This window comes from Peribacillus simplex NBRC 15720 = DSM 1321, from assembly GCF_002243645.1.
GTDB classification, from domain to species: Bacteria; Bacillota; Bacilli; order Bacillales; family DSM-1321; genus Peribacillus; species Peribacillus simplex.
This window is the reverse complement of record NZ_CP017704.1, coordinates 3,716,851-3,736,175: the sequence shown is the minus strand read 5'-3', so window position 1 is coordinate 3,736,175 and position 19,325 is coordinate 3,716,851. Positions and strand designations below refer to the sequence as shown.

The following is a 19,325-nucleotide window of genomic DNA, read 5'->3' as shown; positions in this document are numbered from 1 at the left end:
AAAGGTTCAGTTATCTATATATAAAATACTATATCCATGAGCCATACCCCTCTTTATAAAAGTAAAAAAACTATTTTCATCCAGATTCCCGGAACGGCATGGTTATTGCATATTGAACCTATATAGGGATATATAGAGGGCGATCAATGTCCTCTATACTCTCATTCTATCTAAAATTAGGGAGTGGTCATGATCATTGCTCAATTCAAGAATCTGTTTACTCATTTAACGATCGGTTCTACTGAATTAAAAAACCGGATCTTAAGTACAGCACATCAAACAAATCATGTCACGGACGGAATCCCCACCTCGGATATGGTTGCCTATCATGAAGCCCGTGCTAAAGGGGGCGTCGGATTGATCATCCTTGAAGCAGCATCCGTACATCCATCCGGCATGCTTACGTCCAAAACAATCGCAGGATATGACCAAAAAATTGTTCCTGCCTACAAAGAGATTTCCGACATGCTCCATAAATATGGAACGAAGGTTTTCTCCCAGCTATTTCATGGCGGAAGGGAAGTCGTATCGAGCGACTACCGAAATGCAGCATGGGCACCATCCGCCGTTCCCAGCCTGCGCTTCGGCGTCATGCCAAAGCCCATGAGCTTAGAGGATATTGAAGGAGTGATAGAAGGGTTCGCCCATTCAGCACAACTGGCAAAGGATGGCGGACTTGATGGAGTCGAAATTTGCTGTTCACACGGATACCTTCCTGCCCAGTTTTGGTCAGTGCATACAAATAAGCGCACTGATCTCTATGGCGGGTCTTTTGAAAATCGGATGCGTTTCATCGTGGAAATTTTGGAGAAAGTATGGGAAAGAGTCGGAGAAGACTTTACCGTCGGCATTCGCATGAGCTCGGATGAACTGACGATGGACGGGACCACTATGAAGGATTCCGTACAAATCGTCGAATATCTCGCGGAAAAAGTCCGATTGGATTTCATCAATGTCACGGCCGGAGATTCAAGCACCTTCGAGGGCTCAACACATATCGTGCCGCCATCACCGATAAAGCACGCATACCTATCACCACATGGATTCAAAATCAGGATGGCAGGAGCCGTACCGGTCTTTGTCGGCAATCGAATCGTCGACCCCGTTGAAGCGGAACAAATCGTATCAACCGGAAAAGCCGATGTCGTGGGAATGACCAGGGCCTTAATCGTCGACCCAGACATGCCCAACAAAGCAAAAAATGGCGACCTGCAAGCAATCGATGCATGCATAGGCTGTTTACAAGCCTGTATCGGTCACTATCATAAAGGACTGCCGATTGGCTGTGTCCAAAATCCGACAACAGGTAAAGAAGCATGGATATTACCAGAATTAAAGAAAACAAGAAACAAACAAAATGTCCTGGTCATCGGCGCCGGACCTGGCGGATTACAGGCAGCCATAACTGCTGACTACCTAGGTCATTCCGTTACACTGATCGATCAAAGCAAATCAATCGGTGGCCTGCTCCGCACCATGCGCAAAGCGCCCATGCGGCATGAACTGGCAGAATCGATGCTCGATAACTACTCCCGGAAATTAATGAGAAGCAATATAAATGTCCAATTAGGAAAGACAGCAACCGCCCAAGAAATATCCGAATCAAGACCGGACGCCATCATCTGTGCAACCGGCTCACGGCCCTTTACACCAGCCATCGAGGGAATGGATGACCCGCGGATCATCATGAGTGATGACCTCTTCAGCTCAACTAAAAAAGTTGGTGACAACGTATTAGTATTCGACTTTGGCGGCGACTGGCCCGGCATGGAAGCAGCCATCTATCTAGCCGAAAAAGGCCATGAAGTCACACTCATATCATCACGGCTGCACATCGGTGAAACCGTCCACCAATATCTCAGAAATGAATACCTAAAAAAACTTTACAACCTAAACGTCACACTCCTTCCCCACTACGACATCGGGGCAATCAAAGAAAATCACGTCATTATCCGGAACCTATTCACCCAACAAAAACAAGAACTAACCAATTGGGACTCCATCGTCCTCTCCCTTGGCCGCATACCCAACACAGAGCTATTCGAAGAAATGAAAAGCCATGCACCTATTGTGAAGCAGATTGGGGATTGCCTTGGGCCACGGACGATAGAGGAAGCTACTCATGAGGGGATGATGAGTGCTATAAGTTTATAGGGGAAAGAGACATTCCTTGGGGGATGTCTCTTTTTATTAACATATAGGTTAGGCACGACGCTATTTTATTCTTACCTTTTTTTAAAATTGAGCAATTTCCAAAAAAATATTAACCAAAGTATCATACAAAAAACTAACATGTATATATGAAAATTATCAAAATTAAGAAAGATGTAAGCAATACTAAATAGGATAGGTAAAAGCAAACCTACAAAGATAGTAGACTTTTTAACAATTTTATATTGTAGGAAGCAAATTCCTATCATTATAATAATAAGTAAATAAAACATAATATCAATCCCTAATAAAATTTTTTACTCCATAACTTTTGCTTCATCGAGAGCTTTTTTAGCGTTTAGGGGTATGTCTCTTTTTTTAAGATGTTTTTTTACTTAGCCTTCCGCTCAAAGTGATAATGAAGTCGATATTCACAAATATCCTTAGTCATATTAAACAAAATCCTCTGATCATCTGGTTTAATATCAAAATTCAGCTTAAAAATATCATCTTCGTAAGTAATTAACCCATTAGAGCTGCCGCTCCACTTAGACATAGGCATAGTAGCAATTAACTTGCTAACTCCTGCTTCATCGTAATTCCATAGCTTTTTAGATGATTTATCAGCAAAGTCGATTTGTTTTCGATACTCTGTTTCTGTTAAATAGCTATGAAAGACTGGTGCTGCTTCCTCAGAGGTGATTGGCTTAAACCAACTATCATCTCCTCGTTCTAGCATTGCTAGCAGAACAACCATTTTATAACACTTCGCCATACTCGTTTTCTCTACTTCCAACAGCCATTGTTCATAGCGATGAAAGATTTCGGATTCGGTTTCTGAAAGCTCTTTAGCATAGTCCAAGAAACCATAATATGAAGAGAATTCCTGACGATACTGCGGGGACTCAGAGCCACCTTTTAGATGTAATTCTAAATAAGAAGGCCTTCTACCTAATTCCTGCTTTAATATGAGATATTCATTTACTAATTTATCTCGTCTAGGCTGCTTCTTTTTCGCCATTTCCTTTAAGAGATTAATTACCTGAATATCTAATTCTATATCACATAACTCAGGAACAACCGGCTCAATGGTTTTCGTTTTTTTATTGGTCAAACTTGTATCAAACAAACTTAATTTAACATCTGCATTACGATAATTACCAATCAAATCTATAATAACGCAATGATCCTTGGAGTCATGTAGTCTCAGCCCTCTGCCAATCTGCTGGGTAAAGACCGTTAAAGATTCTGTTGGTCTAACAAATAAAAGCGTATCAACAGCCGGGATATCGACTCCCTCATTGAATAGATTGACCGTAAAGATAATATCGAGGGCTCCATCTGCAAGCTGACTTATTGCATCATCTCTATTCATGTCTTTTTGCTTTGAATGGAGACTAATAGCTCTAAATCCCTTTTGATTAAAAAAGGCAGAAAGAAAATCTGCTTGCTTAATGGATGAACAGAAACCTATTGTACGAGTCTTCCTTTTGTGCTTCCAGGCATTCAATACCTTTTGAGCCATCTCATCTCGTAATTGAAGCTGCAGTAACTCCTTTTCATCATATCGATTTCCGAGCCAAGTAATCTGACTATAATCTGTATCATCATACACACCAAAATATTTAAAAGGCGCTAACCAGTTCCGTTGAATTGCCTCAAGGAAATCGATCCGGAATGCTACATTTCCACCACAGATAGCATATACATCCTTGTTATCATTCCGATCCGGTGTTGCCGTGATTCCAAGCAAAAATTTCGGATTGAAGTAATCTAATACCCGTTGATAAGATTCAGCCGCTGCATGATGAAACTCATCGACGATAATCAAATCAAATTCTTCAGGATCAAAAGCTTGCAAATGCCGCTGCATGCTTAACGTGTAAATCGAAGCAAAACTAGTATGTCCATGCCTTTCCTTCACCTTGCCATTATAAATAGAAAAGCTTGCTTCCGGCATAACCATTTGGAATGACTTCTTAGCCTGATTTAGAATTTCTTCAAGATGAGCAATAAACAGCACCCGTTTAAAATTGCGCGCAAAGAACCCGGCCAAATATGTCTTTCCTAATCCAGTGGCCATTACGACTAACGCCTTATCATAATCTTCTTCCATTGTTTTATTTAATTCCTCTAATGCCTCAATTTGTGCAAAGCGAGGATAAATTTCCCCATACGGTGCAGATGATTCATGAATAATCTCCGCTGTTGGAATAGACTCATCAACTTCACTTGGAAGCATTAAATCCATTTCCTCTGTTTCTGTCCACTTTTGAGGAAGATTTGGATTAGTTATATGAAACTTCTCATAGCTTTTTTCATAATTCTTCAACGTTTCTTGATTTAAAGAAATCGTATGGTCACTATAAAACGTTTCTAAAAATAGATGCAGACCTTGAGAAAATACTTCTTCATCATTACTAACAGAAATACTCCATTCCACTCCATTACTTAAAGCCGAACGTGAAAGATTGGACGAGCCAACAAACAGGCAATCTTGGTTTTCTTTTTGGAATAGATAAGCTTTAGGATGAAAGGACACCCCATTACTCTTCCATAATCTGACCTCAATCCTTGAATCAATCTCTAACAATATCCTTAATGCTTCTGGCTGGGTCACAAACAAATAATCGCCAGTACACACTTTAATTTCCGCTCCACGTTCAGCAGCTGCTTTTAATGCTTCTCTCAAATATTGAACACCAGATTTCATCACAAAAGAGGTCAAAATACAAATAGCAGAAGTAGAATCAATCTGCTTCAATAGATGTGTCCCTAATTGACTGGTAATTAATTGGACCTTACTCATCTTCAACCTCAATCAGATAGATCTTCTCCTTAAATCCCCCGCGTTTATCTGCTTTGATCTTCCTTACCTTCTCCACTTCCTCGATAGAAGCCCCATGATACTCAGCCAGGGCATGAAGGATTTCTAACACATCTGCCAACTCTTCAATCGCATCTTCTTTACTTTCAGTCTCTACATATTCCTGTAACTCTTCAAAGCTCTTCTTTTTCAATTCTTCTATGTATTCCTTCTCATCTAGAACTCTTGTTGCAAATTTCTTTCCTGTAGCTTCAATAACTTCTGGAATACGATCACGAACTAATTTATTGTGGACTGGCATAAATGGGCCCCCTTCAAATTTTATCTTACAATTATATCACTTACCCAAATTTTGTATTTATCACAAACATCACTTAATCATGATATTATTTAATCATAGCAAACCTATAGGAGGATAACATGAAAAAGCAAGTTAAAGTAGTTGCAGCCATTATTGAAAATGAAAAAGATGAAATACTATGTGCGTTACGCTCTCCAGAAATGAGCATCCCAAATATGTGGGAATTCCCTGGTGGAAAAGTAGAAATGGGTGAAGATATTTTTACTGCTTTAAAAAGAGAGATTGATGAAGAGTTACAATGCAAGGTTGAAACAGAGACTTCAATCTTTAATGATACTACGCATGAATATGAAACCTTTATTATTAATTTATTGTCTATAAAATGTAGAATCATTGAAGGTACACCCACAGCCAATGAACATTCTAAACTGATATGGTTAAGGCGTGAGAATCTAAGCTCACTAAAATGGGCTCCTGCTGACATTCCAGCTGTGGAGCAATTAATCAATGAAAAAAATAGTCTTCTCAAATGAGAAGACTATACTCTTTTAGTGAACTCAGTATATAAACTAGCTGGGACTTCATTCTCTAATTCCATTGTAACGGTAATTGGCTTTTCCCCTTCATATTCCACCGTGTTACCCTTCCCGATATAAATATAAGGTTCTGTCTTTCCATCTATTTCTTTATACTTTCTAATAAATAAATGTAAATGTATCCCTCTATCCTGGTTGAATACAATATTCTTTCCTCTCTCAGAACTTGGGGCTGTACTATTTGGAGTCTGCCATTGAAAAATGCGCTCGTTTATAAATTCATCGTGGTAATTAATGCTCTCTTTTATATCTTCTTCCTTGTGTAAATCAATAAATAAGAAATAGTCATTTCCATTCGAAAGTAGACCAGAACCCCTAAAAGCACTATGGCTTTTGCGATAATTTGATAGTAATGCAGCATCCCCCATTTGATATTGCTCATACAGCTTCAAATGTGGCACACCATAGTAATCTTCTTTAAATTCCTTTTCATATCTAAAGATTCCATAAATAATAAGATCTTCTACATATATTCTATATTCTTCATTCTGTAGAACCTTTTGATAAGAAGATGTCTTAAATAAATGACCATCTTCAAGTGTAAATAACTTCAAGTTCCTCTTTTTCTGACCAGGATCATAAAAATCCTGATTTAGACACTGAAAGGCATGCAATACACTATCTTCATCTACCTCTTTAACCAACTTCAAAATCTCATGTTTTGCGGTTTCTAAAGAAATCTCATCATGATCCAATAGATATTTAGCAATAGCAAATTCATACACTCGCTTTAGAGGTAACTTACTCGATAATTCCCTTAATACTCCCTCAAAAGCTTCGTCTAGTAATAGCCTTTTCAATGAATCTTCTTTTTCTACCTTAGCTACAAATTGCAAATAAGTTTTATCCCGATTAATAAACTTAATCGGATCTGGAGCTCCATCAAACTTCATATAATCCATTAACAATAAAGGAATTTTACCTTGATTCATTTTCTTAAATTCAAAGTACTCTTCCTTCAAATACTTCAAAGAATTAAAGTTTTCCTTATCAATCTGCGCTAAAATCCGTTCTTCCGAGATTTTATCCATTTGAATATGCGTACAACCTGGAATATTTGCAAATCCAGTCGCTATAGCAACCTTCAAGCTCTCTTTATCATAATATCTACTACCATTCAAAGCGATGGCAATTAAGAACGTTTTACTATGATTCCCGATGAAATCAAGTACCGTTAGGAAAGTCTTGTCTTTATGTTTACGAAGTCCTCGTCCTAATTGTTGAATAAACACTATCGGAGAATTAGTAGGTCTTAACATTAATACGGTATTTACAGAAGGAATATCAACACCCTCATTAAAAATATCAACCGTGAAAATAAATTCTAAGTCATCATGGTCATCTTCTAGCTTATTTATATAATATGATCTCAGCTCGACTGAATCATTTCCAGATAAACAGATACTTTGAATACCCCTACTATTAAATTCTTGTGCCATATATTGTGCATGTTCAACGGTTACGCAAAAACCTAGACCTTTTCTTTTTTCACCGTCATGGCCATAGAAATTCATATTTTTAATAATAAAGTCGACTCTCTCGTTAACCTTTAATCTCTTCGTTATCTCTGCTACATCGTCAATATCTACATCACTTAAATCAATTCCCTCAATGTCGGTAATACCAAAATAATGAAAGGGAATAACGAGTTCATCCTCTAAAGCCTCATGTAAACGAACTTCCAAAGCAACATTATTATCAAATAGGTCAAAGACATTTTGTTGATCGCTTCTCTCTGGAGTAGCTGTCATCCCTAATGTGAATTGTGGGTCGAAATATTCTAGCACTGCTTGATAACTAGGGCTTGTCGCATGGTGAGCCTCGTCAAAAATAATATAATCAAATTCGTCTCGTTTAAATTCCTCGTAGCATTTAGACAAAGTTTGTATGGTAGAAAAAATATAATCAGCATTTTTTTGCTTTTGATTCCCAGTCAGTAATCCAAATGTCAGATTTTCATTAGGAAGGAGCTTCTCAAAGGTTTCTTTTGCTTTTTTTAATATTTCTTCTCTATGTACAATGAACAGTAATCTTTTAGGCTTGAATCCCTTTACATCAAAAGCAGACATATACGTTTTACCTGTACCTGTAGCAGCTATAACTAAGGCCTTCTTTTCCCCAAACGATCTAATTCTTTCAAGGTTTTCAACCGCACGTTTTTGCATGTTATTAGGAATGATATATTCAGAGCTTTCATAAATAAATTGGTGAGTATTCGTATAGCTCTTTAATTTACTCAAAAACTCTTCATACTTACTAATAAAATTGTCATCCGCTATGACACTACTATTCCATAATCCATCATATTCCTTTAATACATCTTTAAGAAATTGAGCATCCTCTTTAGCAATAATCTCAACATTCCACTCAATATTACTCTTAAGGGCGCTTTGAGTAATATTAGAAGATCCAATAATCACCTTATAACTATCCTTAAATTCAAAAATATACGCTTTCGTATGAAAACCAATCGCCTTATCTGTTTCAAAAATTTTCAAATGAATATTACTAAACTCATTTATTTTCTTTAAAGCCTTCGCTTCAGTAAAATTCAGATAAGTAGAAGTAATAATCTTCCCCTTTACTCCCCTTTTTTCCGCGTTCTTGAAAGTATCCAACAACAGCTGAAGACCACTATAATTAATAAAAGCGACGCTGAAATAAAACTTTTCACACTCATTTATAGAAGAAATTAATTCATTTAATAAATTACCCTTGTCTGAATTGACAATTAGCTTTTTCTCGATGCTCATGATTTGCTCCTGACTGTATATAAATATGAGAAAGTTTCAGATTTCAATACATTGTTTAATTTGTCCAACTTTAATGTTAGATAATGATAGCATAGAATTTCCCATACAAAAACAGCTAACAACCTCAGCTGCTTTAACAATCATTCCAAACATTATTTATCACTCTTTACTTCAGTTACAAGGTAAAAAATTAATGTTCACTTTTTTAGTTCTTTTGTTTACCATCACTTGTGATACGGTTCACTGTGATGTATCAAAGTGAGGCTTTTACTCCTCAAAGAAAACTAAATCCATTTTCTTTACTACATAAACATCTTCATTAGAAGTCAATAGATTCTACATAATTTCTTGATTCTATAGAAAATCTAGTAGTAGTAATCCAAATACCTTTAGAAGCTTTTTCCCTATTAAACTTCCTAAGAATTTTTCAGGTCTAGAAATCGTTGATTCCACTTCCCTCTTTTCGCTTGTAAATTAATCATATCAAACCCAAGGACATCTTCTCAGATGCTCTTTCTTTTGCTTCATAGTAATAGGTGCTTCTGGGAAGTTTCAGGACTTTACACATTACTGATATCGAGTATTTATGTTGATTGTTTTTGATCACATATACTTTCTTCCTCTATTAGCACAGCTTGCTTTAAAATGTCTTTCCCCATTTGCAGTTGTTTTAGTTGCTTACGGAGTTCTATTAGTTCTGATTCTTCTGATGTTCGATTATCAGGTTCTTTGAAAGAACCAGAGGTTTTATATTGAGATATCCACTTATCTAAAGACGATAGTGTCAGACTGTACTCCTGAATATATATAACTGTACCATTTGTTGCTTAAATTCTTGAGTAAATGTTCTTCGCTCTCTTTTGGTAATAGTTGATGCTCCTCGATTATTAACTGTAGTCTACTTGACCTTAAAATATCAGTCCAACTAAGTGTATCCTATCCATATATAACGAAAAGAAGAGATGCACGATTTCCGTGCATCCCTTCTTTTCGTTATCATATATGGAACTACCATTTTTACTACTTGTGAATTTAATATCTCTGTTAACTCATAGGAAAAGCGATCTAATCTCTGGGCAAGTCAAGAGCTTGATATGCTGACTGGTACTTTCCGCCATCAGCAACTTCTGAATGATATAAAGCCTTAAGTGCAAAATTTTTCTCTAGATTGTGTTCTTTCATCAACACTTTTAATTGCGTTTGTAATTCCATATTATCTTTCATTAGCTGTTTCATTTGCATTTTGAAGTACTTCATATAATCGTTACTTCCTTTCAGGTGCCGAACTTACTCATTAATATTCCATTTACTCGATTTTTCTATCATCCACCGTTAATCCAACCTAATGGAATATCCTCTAACACCTTATTTTGCACATTATCTTTACGGGTCACTAATAAATAGATAAAGAACAATGAAAAACATCATTTCACTTGTACTTTCGCAATTTTACTTTTATTCTTGGCCTTATCTACAGCATAGAAACTTAATATCCTATCTTTTTTTTGTTTTGGTATAGTGATGCTAACATTACCTTTTGAATCCACAGTGCCTTTCTTTACATATTTGCTGCCATTATAAATATATACGGTTGCAGCTTTCTCAGCTTTGCCTGTAATCTGTTTTGTCTTCGTCGTTATTTTATTAATTTTTGGTACAGCTGGCGCTTTTCGATCAATTGATTTGACGGTAATCGATTTTGTCATTTGGTTGCCTGCTACATCTTCTACAATAAATGTGTATTTTCCATTTTCATTTACTTTATAAGTAGTTTTGGCCGTTTGAACATACTTACCATTCGGTAGTTTGATACGCTTAATACCATTTTTGTCAGTTGCTTGTGCCGTCAGTATAACACTATTTTTCGTAGGTGCTGTTGTACTCACTTTTAATGTTATTTTCGGTTTAACCTTATCAATATTCGATACCTTCACTGAGCGCTCAAATACGTTTCCTACATAATCAAATACTTGAAATGTATACGTGCCATTTTCTATTGCTGTAAACGTCATTTGTGAGTCGTATTTGATGCCGTATTCTGGATAAGCGATATAATCAATGCCACCATTATCCTTAGCTGTAATATCAATTTTGACATCCTGATTTGTCCACGTTTTCTTGTTCACCTTAAACGTTGCAGTTGGTATTTCATGATCATCCACTAATACATTATATCTCGACACTTTTTCAGAGCCCACATCAGCACCAGTACTTTTTGCTCTCACAATCATTGTATATAGACCATTATGACTCGGTTGCCATGTGTAGCTCGAAGTATTGCTGAATTTTTGAAGAACGGGTCCCGTACCAGCATCCCCTTCGACTACATAATAAAGGTATTGAGGTTTATAACCACCCGTTGCTTGTGCAGTAAAGAAATATTTCCCCGGAACTTTTTTATCATCTATTTGAAGAGTCAGTTTTTCTATTTCAGGAATAATTGTTTTGAGTTGAAATTTGAGACTTTTCGCCAGTTGTTCTCCTTTGTAGCCTGTTAGAGCGCTGTTCGATATCGTTAACGTGTAATTGGAAGCATCTTGTAGCCTCTGTGTAGGCGCAATCGATAATAATCCATTATCCGATGTAATTTTTATTGGAACTGGACCCTCTGGCCCTGTTAGCTTGATTTCACTAGTATCTTTTACATTAATATGTTGATTAAACAACACCTCGAATGCGGTGTCTGTCGGGAATTTTGTCATACTAGTTTTTAAATCATTCATAACAGGCTTATTTTTACGATCATAGCCATTACGATATTGTTGCGTGAAAATACGTAAAGTTTCAGCTTGAATATTTGAATTTACCGTTAAAGTATGATCTCGAATCATCATCAGCCCATTCTGATAGAAAAGCTGATTTGCAACAACACCATTTTGAAGTGTGTATAAATATTTATTCGTATCATACTTGTACACATCGATACCACCTGTAGCTCCTGCTGCGAATGTTAATTGATCTTTTTTACTAAATGCAAAATAGCTATATGCCTGATCGAATACATATTTTTCTTTAAATAAATTAGGTGCAGTTGCCTCAATATTGAATGCAACTCCGCTATTGTACAAACGCAATCCATCAGGAGAAATTTGGGCCGTTTTATTTAATTTATAATCACCTGTATACAGTGAAGAATAAATATCCAATATCTTGCCTTTTTCTATTTTAAATGATGTAATTCCAACTGGACGTACCGTACTTGGAATCGTATAAAGTTTAGAATCCACGACATTGTAATAAATAACAGAACGCTCGGACATTATTGCCTCGGCCTGGCTATTATATACTTCGGTCTCTGTCGATAAATCATATACTTTCATATTATTATGCTGGCCAGAACCGGGTGTAATATAGATAAAGCCATCTTGATCGACAGCAATATCATAGGGATCTGCATCCACATCGATTAAATGATTAAAAGTCAAGTTATCTAAATTAACAACCGCAATTGCACCTTCATATGGGCCAAAATTATATTTATCATGCGCAATTTTTGGTTGCGTTACATATAGATGATTTTGGTAGATGTCCAAGCGCTCTGCCGTATACGGTAAAGTGAGCGTTTGGATCTCACCCGTTTTATAATTAACCGCATATATTTCTTTGCTGTCCACTCTTGTCATATAAATAGTGGAGCGTTCCGAATCCATCATTGTATCAAGGGGTGTAAAACCCAAATCGAATTTCCGTTCTGCCGCATGTGCTTCCCTACTCAAATCCATTGCTATAAAAGCCAAAAACAATAAAAGTATCCATACAGTGCGTATTAAGTACTTCAAAAATAGCCCTCCTTAAAATGTAGCTATAGCATTATATCATTTTAAGACATATAGAATAGTAAAATTTTCAAATTTTCATCAAAAATAAAAGAACACAGATACGGATACCACTTCTAAGTTCTCTTCTAACTCCTTTAAGTCATGTAAAGTAGTTTTTTCTACAGGTTTCCATGTAATATAATCTTCTTCGTCAACTTCACCTTCATAAATTATTGAATTAACATCTTCAGTCACTGGAGTCTTAAATAAGAAGTCCATTCCTTCATCCACAAGCTCTTGTCTCATTCTGAAGTATTGGCCCATTAATTTCTAAATAGACAAAGATATCACCCTTTTCGATTATTAAACCCATTTCAAAAATTTTATACACTAATAGAATAACAACCTAAAAATCGATCTCATCTATAACTTTAGGTGTAATTTTGAACTCTAAATAACATAAAAAACCTTGAAAAGCTTAAGCCAATCAAGGTTTAAAACATTTACATTATAGTTTAGGAATGTCAACCACTTCGCCTGGTGATTTATTAATAAGAATATCAGGAATGTTTGGGTTATTCTTTTTCAACTTATACTTTTGAATTTTTGTTAAATCAGGGTCAAAGGAAATATTCTGAGATTTAAACTCAAAGTTTATAAGTTTATTGTAAATCTTATTCAAAGAATCTTTCCATTCCTCTAATGAAGAACTTGAAACTCCATCAGAATTTTCTAACATACGATAGCCTTCTGCATAATGAAATATTAGTAAACCCGTTCCTAAATCACAAGCTTCGTTTTCTAAAATAACTCTTGGTATGTCAAACCCACTATTCCAATTATAATTTGCAGCAAAATAATGAAGTAATAAAGGGTTGTCTGTATTCGTTAGCTCACTGATTATATAGTCTTTATCTGTATTATAAAGTAACTGTTCAAGGAAACTAATAGTTTTTTTATCCACAGTAACTCACCTTAATTTCAATAATTTTAAAATTACTATTATACATAACTAATAGAAGTGATAAAATCAAACTCACCTATTGATATTTTTTTTAACAGCTTCTTTTATTTGTTCAATTACTTGATAGAGCCACTGAAGTGGTTCTAAATCAAGAGATGGAAAGTACACACCATCTGCACAAGATTGAATGTATTCATTCTTTTCGATATCTGAATACTCACTTCCTATAAAATCTGTTAAAAAGACAATAGCAGATTCCAGAAACTCTTTACTTTCCTCTGTTAATAATTCTTCTAATGCATCTTCTGGAGATTCAATATCCTGATGAAAAGTTCCAGCCAAGAACTGAAAAACAGATTCTTCTAATTTGTTAGAAGACAACATACCATCACAGCCTTTTGTATTAATTTGGATAACCAGCGAGAATATAATTCCCTTCTTGAGCTTTTTCGTTCCTTTCTTTCAGCATTTAGGGGATATGGGCGTACATAAAAAATTTAATTTAATATATTTCTTCAAAAAATAAAAGTTGATAGAACCAACTTTTCATGGTTGTATCAACTCCTCTTTAAATTTTGGATATCCCCGTACTTTATCTAGATCTATAAAACTTAATTCTCTGGTTCTTTGTATCTTTCTGGAATTTTGTTTCTCCATATTAGCATAAGTTCTTTAAATTGTTCAGTTTCCATTTCATTCTCATTTGGCTTATCGAAGATATAAAAGTGGTGAAGAACCGTTGTATCTTTTTTTATCAATACACTGGTAGCATTCCCTTCTATTTCAAATTCATCGTATTCACCTTCCACTACTTTGTGAACAATATCAATATACTCATCCACTTCTGTTTCAAATACAATATATTCAATGAAGTCTGAGAAAAGGTTAATTTCTTGTGGTAGGATAATTCTTAGATATCCTAATGGGTTTCTTTTAAATTCATATGAATATTTCATACGCTTTGATCCCCTTTTAAATTTTTTCATATAATGGATATGCCGTTGCTATTGATTCATCTTTATTCAAGTACATTTCTACCTTAATACAAAGCATAAAATCATTATTCCATAATGGTTCAACCTTCATGAGCTTTGAATTTCAATCATGCATCATTCATGTCGTCCAAATATCTCATAAAAAACAAAAAGCATCTGTTGCCTCAAAGACAATCAAATGCTTTATCGTTAGCCATATAAAGTAATTCATTACAAATCTTATCTTTACCAACGAGCGTTTCTTAATTTCTTAAGTTTATAGCTTGTTCCTTGTAACGATATTTCGTAAGCCTAAAATGCCATCTCGCCTAGCTATCTTTCGTATTTGACATAACTTATATTGTTACAAAAACTCTAGGTTGGCTTAAAACGGATAAATGTAGCTTCCTATAAGTATCATTATTCAGATACATATAGGTTATTAAAGAACTCAGCAAAACTATCTGCAAGGATAAACATATTGCCCATTTCTTCCTCTGGTTCTATATCATGAATCCAAAAATAGATCTTTCCTTGGTATTCTCCACTAACACCTATTAAAATTTCATTCCCTCCTGGGTCATTAGCAATTGAAATAAAATCTTCCGGTATTTCTCCTTCTAAAACCTCAAAAACTTTAGCTAAATTATCTTCATATCCCCAATTCCATAAAACTTATTAACTAAACTTTCTCCTTCATCATCAGATATTCTGAAGTTAGATTCTTGAGGATATCCCCCATTGTATTCTAGTAGAAAATCAACATATTGTTTAGGTAGAGTAACATCGTACTCCTGTTCAAATTGTTTTATATCTTGTAAAGAAATCTTTGGATTTTTGCTACTCATTTTTGTCATATTCGCACTCCTCTAATCTTACTTATTTTTTCCATTAACTTTTGATTGACCACCAATGTGTCTAAACTCTCTATGAATATCTTCATCTACTAGCATCATCGTTTTTCCATCTTGATGATGATGCCATGTATACCCTTCTGGTGGTTTCCTAATATCAATTATTGGAGGATCAGTATCTTTTGTAAGTTTAGCCGCTATATTTGCATTTTCAAAGTCTTTTGGATTATTCTTAGGCGAATGTACCTCGATTTTAACCGGCTCAACATTTGGATGTACATAGGGTGTAAAATCAGGATAACCATTTGGATAACTTACTGATATTCCAGACTTGTTAGTATAAGTCCAAATGCCATTATCATCGATGGAGATTTTCCCACCCTTTTTATACCACTTTTCAGGTATAGGAGATTTTCATTGGTGATAGATACATCTTTATTCAAGTACATTGGTACAAACTTCATGGGCTATGAATTTCAGTAAAGAATCACTCATATCGTCCAAAGAATAAATATCTCATAAAAAAACACCTGTTGCTTAAAAGGCAATCAAGTGCTTTAAAGTTTCACTCGCTTATGTTGCATTACTAACACAAGCTCTTAACATATGTTTTTCACAATAATGTTATTAAGACCCATTCATAGCATTAATCTTTTCAAATTAAACTTCGTCCGACAAAGCATCATTGTAATCCTGTAATTCTTCCATAATTTCTTTTAATCGATCAATATTATTTATAAATTCGTCGTAAGAAATTTCTTGATAATCGAAAATCCCTTCTCCATATTCATCACTGTCAAATATTTTTACTTCTGCCCCTAACTTCAACAAATTATCAACTAACCCTTTTAAATTCTCCATTTCATCAATATCATTCGCATCCGTTTCGGCAAAAAATTCTTTGTTTTCAATTTTATTTTTTATGTCTGTAATTCCTAAACCAGTGTACTTTCTTAAGGGTACTACACATTTACTAAATGGACCATTAGTGCTTATCTTAATTGCCATTTTACTCATCTATTATTCTCCTTTCCATTGAAATTCTAATTTGCAACACCTTCAATCATTTCTCCCGGATCTGTGACAAAACCCCAAACTCCCATCACAAAGTCTTTATCTATATGAGCTGTTTCGTTCTTTTTATAAAACCTAAATAAATCAAAAGTGGATAGTCCCTGGATCTATCCACTTCTTCTTTATATAAAAATATTTCTTACTTTATAACAAAGCATGATACCTTAGCTTTTACCAATCTTCTTCATCTTCATCCCAATCTGCTTTTGCCAATTCAAGGCGTTCAATAAAATAGTCTAAAAAATTATCGGCAAGTGTTCGACCATAGCCTTCATGATTATCCCACATTATTACTGGACATTCTCCATTTTTCATTTTATTAGTATCGAGGCAATAGGCAAATTCATCAATATCTTCTATAACCACAAGTCCATCTATTAAATCATAATACTTTTGATGACCCTTAGTAGCATCTACTACTGCTGGACCCGTAAAACCATATCCAATTATGTCCACACCAAAAAATCCACCATAACCATAGTTTCTTAAAAACCACTTGTAACTTTCCGGTAATGAGACCTGTAATTTTTGTTCAGTTTCTTTTACTTTGTCTTCACTTACTCCACCTGTAAAATCATCATCTTCGCCATACTGCTTAATATATTCTTGTAAAGCTGAATATTTCACCAAAATCACCACTAATCTTGAATTTCGTAATGCACGGACAAGTTTTAAGAATACAACAAGGGAATAATCTACTAAATTTTTTCGCTAATTTATCGGGCAGTTGATGACTTCATTGGATTTTATGAAACGTACCCCAGTATTGAACTAAAACTCCATGATGTACAAAATTTCATGAGTTATGAATATCATAAATGTACCATTTATATTCTCATAAAATTAAGTTTAACTGCATTTTGATTTTCTAATGTAAAAAAAAGCACTTGTCATCTAAAAGACAATCAAATGCTTTTTTGTTAGCTTTATGAGTATTTCATAACAAATCCAATGCGTAACCTAACGCTCTTGTTTAATTTCGAAATGGGTTGTTCCCTGTTAAATTTAAAATATCATCTTGCTTAGTTATCGTTCTTATTTTCATGACTAAATATCGTTAAACAACCCCATGATGGTACAACCATCATGAGTGACATGCTTAAGTCCATTTCACTGTCTACAACTTTTACTATATACCAACATTTACCCGATGTATATCCAATACATCTGAGATCCCTTTCTTACTCATTCTTTTAAGTAGATACTCATGGCCTTTTTCCAATGCTAGATTTCTTTCTTCTTCATAAATAGGAACGAGTGTATAAATGTGTATGTTTCCCTGTTTAGTATGAACGTTATCCATCTCGGATTCTTGGGAACGACAAACCATTATGCATGATAACTTTGTATTTGATGCAAATGGCTGAGGTGGTTCTCCATTTGGAAGAATAACCCCTTCTTCAAGCCATCCATCATAAATATGAGGAATATGAGCCACTTTCCTCAGCCACCCAAAAGGCCAATAATGGTTTTGATCTTTCATATTTTCATTCTCAACTATCCAACTTGAAGGCAATTTTAGTAATAACTCCGCATATTTAAAAGCACTTTCTTTGTCTGAATAGTCCATAGGTTGATCACTCATACCTGTAGTTACAAGAGTTACGAAATCTTTATTTATTGATGGAGGAATTATGTGAATATTGACCGACACTCTACTACCAGGAACAGTTTCACTTATAGTATTTTTGATAGGGCCAAAGTATTTAGCCACATGCTCTAAAATCACATTATGATGGTCTTGATCATTATCGTTTGTTTCAGTTACAGTAGTAGACCACCCTTTTTGATTTTCAAATAACTTAACTATTTCCTCTTGCCCTTGTTCCCTTGCAAAAGTTAATGCGTCCATATCTTTCTTAGATTCACCACTATATTTAACATCCGTATCTATACCACTTTCAATTAATAGTTTTGCAATATCAACATGCCCATTACTAATTGCACCAAACAATGGGTTTCTTTCTGGTTCGCTTACGTCCATATCAGCTCTACAAGATAATAAATATCTTACTATATCAATATGCCCTGCTGAAGCAGCTTCGTTCAATGCTCCACCACCGTATACTCCACCTAGCACATTAATATTTGAACCAAGTTCTATTAGTTTTTTAACTATATTTAACTCCCCTCTAGAAGCTGCGACATGAAGCCATGTACCAAAAGGAGTCATCATATTTAAATGTTCAGCATTAGAGCCGATTAATTCAATTACTTTTTCAATATTGCCTTTTTTTATAGCCGAACGAATTTCTTTTGCAACTTGTTTATTATCCATCCCTTAACTATTTCCTCCTTTTCAGTTCACTTTTCTATTCTTTTACATCCATTCTTTGCTTTAAATATTCAGCAATTTCAGTTTGTCCTCTTTCAATGGCAAATGCATAAGTATCCATATCTTTCATGTTGTCACCAGAGTATTTTATGGTTATATCTATATTATTCTCAACTAACAATTTAACAATCTCAAAATGACCACCATATATTGCAGCAAACAGAGGATTTCTATCTGGTTCACTAGTATCAATCTCAACATTCTGTTTAATGAGATATTCGGCAATATCTAAATGCCCTTTTGTAGCGGCTCTTTCAAGGGCATTTGTAGAAAAAGTTCCACCCTGTGCATTAGTATCTATCCCGGCATTAATAAGATATTCTATTATTTCTAAATGCCCATAAGCTGCTGCTGTATGTAACCATGTACCAAAGGGCGTCATCCATGTTAACATTTCTGGTTCTTTCACAAGTAAATCCCTTACCGTATCCAATTTGCCACTTTTGATGGCACCTCTAATGTCTTTCGCAATTTGAGTTTTATCCATTTAGTTTCTCCTTTATTTTCAAGGTCTTCTATTATTTCAATAATATCATCTAAGTCTGAATCTGCCTTTATGGGTGAGATATTTCTTCAAATTAAAAAGTTGATAGAACCAACTTACCTCGGTTTTATCAACTGTCAATTATTCCGACTATCTTTTTATTCTTAGTTTAGAAATTAATGCTTCAATACTTTCTGAAATAACCTCAAATGAATTCCTTTCGAAATCCTCTAACTTTACCTTACCGTTCTCAT

The 19,325-nt window shown here is 34.9% G+C and carries 18 protein-coding genes; 2 read left to right on the top strand and 16 right to left on the bottom strand.

Annotated features, from left to right (window positions below; all coding sequences use genetic code 11):
• Nucleotides 1–189 precede the first annotated feature (189 nt).
• A complete protein-coding gene (locus BS1321_RS18020) occupies nt 190–2,154 on the top strand; it encodes an oxidoreductase (protein WP_063235199.1) in 1,965 nt (654 codons plus the stop codon).
• 388 nt (nt 2,155–2,542) lie between these two features.
• Here the strand turns inward: BS1321_RS18020 and BS1321_RS18010 are convergent, their stop codons facing one another.
• The gene (locus BS1321_RS18010; RefSeq protein ID WP_063235201.1) at nt 2,543–4,960 is read right to left on the bottom strand and encodes a DEAD/DEAH box helicase family protein; all 2,418 of its coding nucleotides are present in this window, start codon (nt 4,958–4,960) and stop codon (nt 2,543–2,545) included.
• On the bottom strand, nt 4,953–5,279 hold the full coding sequence (locus BS1321_RS18005) for a nucleoside triphosphate pyrophosphohydrolase (protein WP_063235202.1): 327 nt from the start codon (nt 5,277–5,279) through the stop codon (nt 4,953–4,955). Before BS1321_RS18005 ends, BS1321_RS18010 begins: the two co-directional genes overlap by 8 nt.
• Before the next feature lie 119 nt (nt 5,280–5,398).
• Between BS1321_RS18005 and BS1321_RS18000 the strand changes: the two genes are divergently transcribed.
• The gene (locus tag BS1321_RS18000; RefSeq protein ID WP_063235203.1) at nt 5,399–5,812 is read left to right on the top strand and encodes a (deoxy)nucleoside triphosphate pyrophosphohydrolase; all 414 of its coding nucleotides are present in this window, start codon (nt 5,399–5,401) and stop codon (nt 5,810–5,812) included.
• Nucleotides 5,813–5,817: 5 nt separating this feature from the next.
• On the opposite strand, the gene BS1321_RS17995 is transcribed toward BS1321_RS18000, so the two are convergent.
• The 14 genes from BS1321_RS17995 to BS1321_RS17935 all read right to left on the bottom strand — a co-directional run bounded on the left by BS1321_RS17995 (nt 5,818) and on the right by BS1321_RS17935 (nt 19,074).
• Entirely contained in the window at nt 5,818–8,628 is a 2,811-nt protein-coding gene (locus BS1321_RS17995; protein WP_063235204.1) for a DEAD/DEAH box helicase, read from the bottom strand.
• A gap of 1,065 nt (nt 8,629–9,693) precedes the next feature.
• Entirely contained in the window at nt 9,694–9,885 is a 192-nt protein-coding gene (locus BS1321_RS17990; protein ID WP_063235205.1) for a hypothetical protein, read from the bottom strand.
• A gap of 167 nt (nt 9,886–10,052) precedes the next feature.
• Nucleotides 10,053–12,407: an Ig-like domain-containing protein gene (locus BS1321_RS17985; RefSeq protein WP_063235206.1), complete on the bottom strand. Its 2,355-nt coding sequence runs from the start codon at nt 12,405–12,407 to the stop codon at nt 10,053–10,055.
• A 78-nt stretch (nt 12,408–12,485) separates the two neighbouring features.
• A complete protein-coding gene (locus tag BS1321_RS17980; protein WP_162268748.1) occupies nt 12,486–12,677 on the bottom strand; it encodes a hypothetical protein in 192 nt (63 codons plus the stop codon).
• A 217-nt stretch (nt 12,678–12,894) separates the two neighbouring features.
• Nucleotides 12,895–13,350, bottom strand: a complete 456-nt coding sequence (locus tag BS1321_RS17975; protein WP_063235208.1) for a DUF4274 domain-containing protein — start codon at nt 13,348–13,350, stop codon at nt 12,895–12,897.
• A gap of 72 nt (nt 13,351–13,422) precedes the next feature.
• Nucleotides 13,423–13,734 (bottom strand): contact-dependent growth inhibition system immunity protein, encoded by a 312-nt coding sequence (locus BS1321_RS17970; protein ID WP_063235209.1) that lies wholly within the window; start codon nt 13,732–13,734, stop codon nt 13,423–13,425.
• A 227-nt stretch (nt 13,735–13,961) separates the two neighbouring features.
• Entirely contained in the window at nt 13,962–14,306 is a 345-nt protein-coding gene (locus BS1321_RS17965; protein WP_063235210.1) for a hypothetical protein, read from the bottom strand.
• 438 nt (nt 14,307–14,744) lie between these two features.
• The gene (locus BS1321_RS28435; RefSeq protein WP_411836537.1) at nt 14,745–14,915 is read right to left on the bottom strand and encodes an SMI1/KNR4 family protein; all 171 of its coding nucleotides are present in this window, start codon (nt 14,913–14,915) and stop codon (nt 14,745–14,747) included.
• A 50-nt stretch (nt 14,916–14,965) separates the two neighbouring features.
• The gene (locus BS1321_RS28430) at nt 14,966–15,181 is read right to left on the bottom strand and encodes an SMI1/KNR4 family protein (RefSeq protein ID WP_250645047.1); all 216 of its coding nucleotides are present in this window, start codon (nt 15,179–15,181) and stop codon (nt 14,966–14,968) included.
• Between the two features lie 18 nt (nt 15,182–15,199).
• On the bottom strand, nt 15,200–15,502 hold the full coding sequence (locus BS1321_RS17955; protein WP_232522814.1) for an HNH endonuclease: 303 nt from the start codon (nt 15,500–15,502) through the stop codon (nt 15,200–15,202).
• A 336-nt stretch (nt 15,503–15,838) separates the two neighbouring features.
• Nucleotides 15,839–16,195 carry a hypothetical protein gene (locus BS1321_RS17950; protein ID WP_063235211.1) on the bottom strand — a complete coding sequence of 119 codons (357 nt, stop codon included), beginning with the start codon at nt 16,193–16,195 and terminating at the stop codon, nt 15,839–15,841.
• 228 nt (nt 16,196–16,423) lie between these two features.
• On the bottom strand, nt 16,424–16,879 hold the full coding sequence (locus tag BS1321_RS17945) for an SMI1/KNR4 family protein (protein ID WP_063235212.1): 456 nt from the start codon (nt 16,877–16,879) through the stop codon (nt 16,424–16,426).
• Between the two features lie 502 nt (nt 16,880–17,381).
• Nucleotides 17,382–18,530, bottom strand: a complete 1,149-nt coding sequence (locus tag BS1321_RS17940; protein WP_063235213.1) for a suppressor of fused domain protein — start codon at nt 18,528–18,530, stop codon at nt 17,382–17,384.
• A gap of 34 nt (nt 18,531–18,564) precedes the next feature.
• The gene (locus tag BS1321_RS17935) at nt 18,565–19,074 is read right to left on the bottom strand and encodes an ankyrin repeat domain-containing protein (RefSeq protein ID WP_063235214.1); all 510 of its coding nucleotides are present in this window, start codon (nt 19,072–19,074) and stop codon (nt 18,565–18,567) included.
• Between the last annotated feature and the right edge of the window lie 251 nt (nt 19,075–19,325).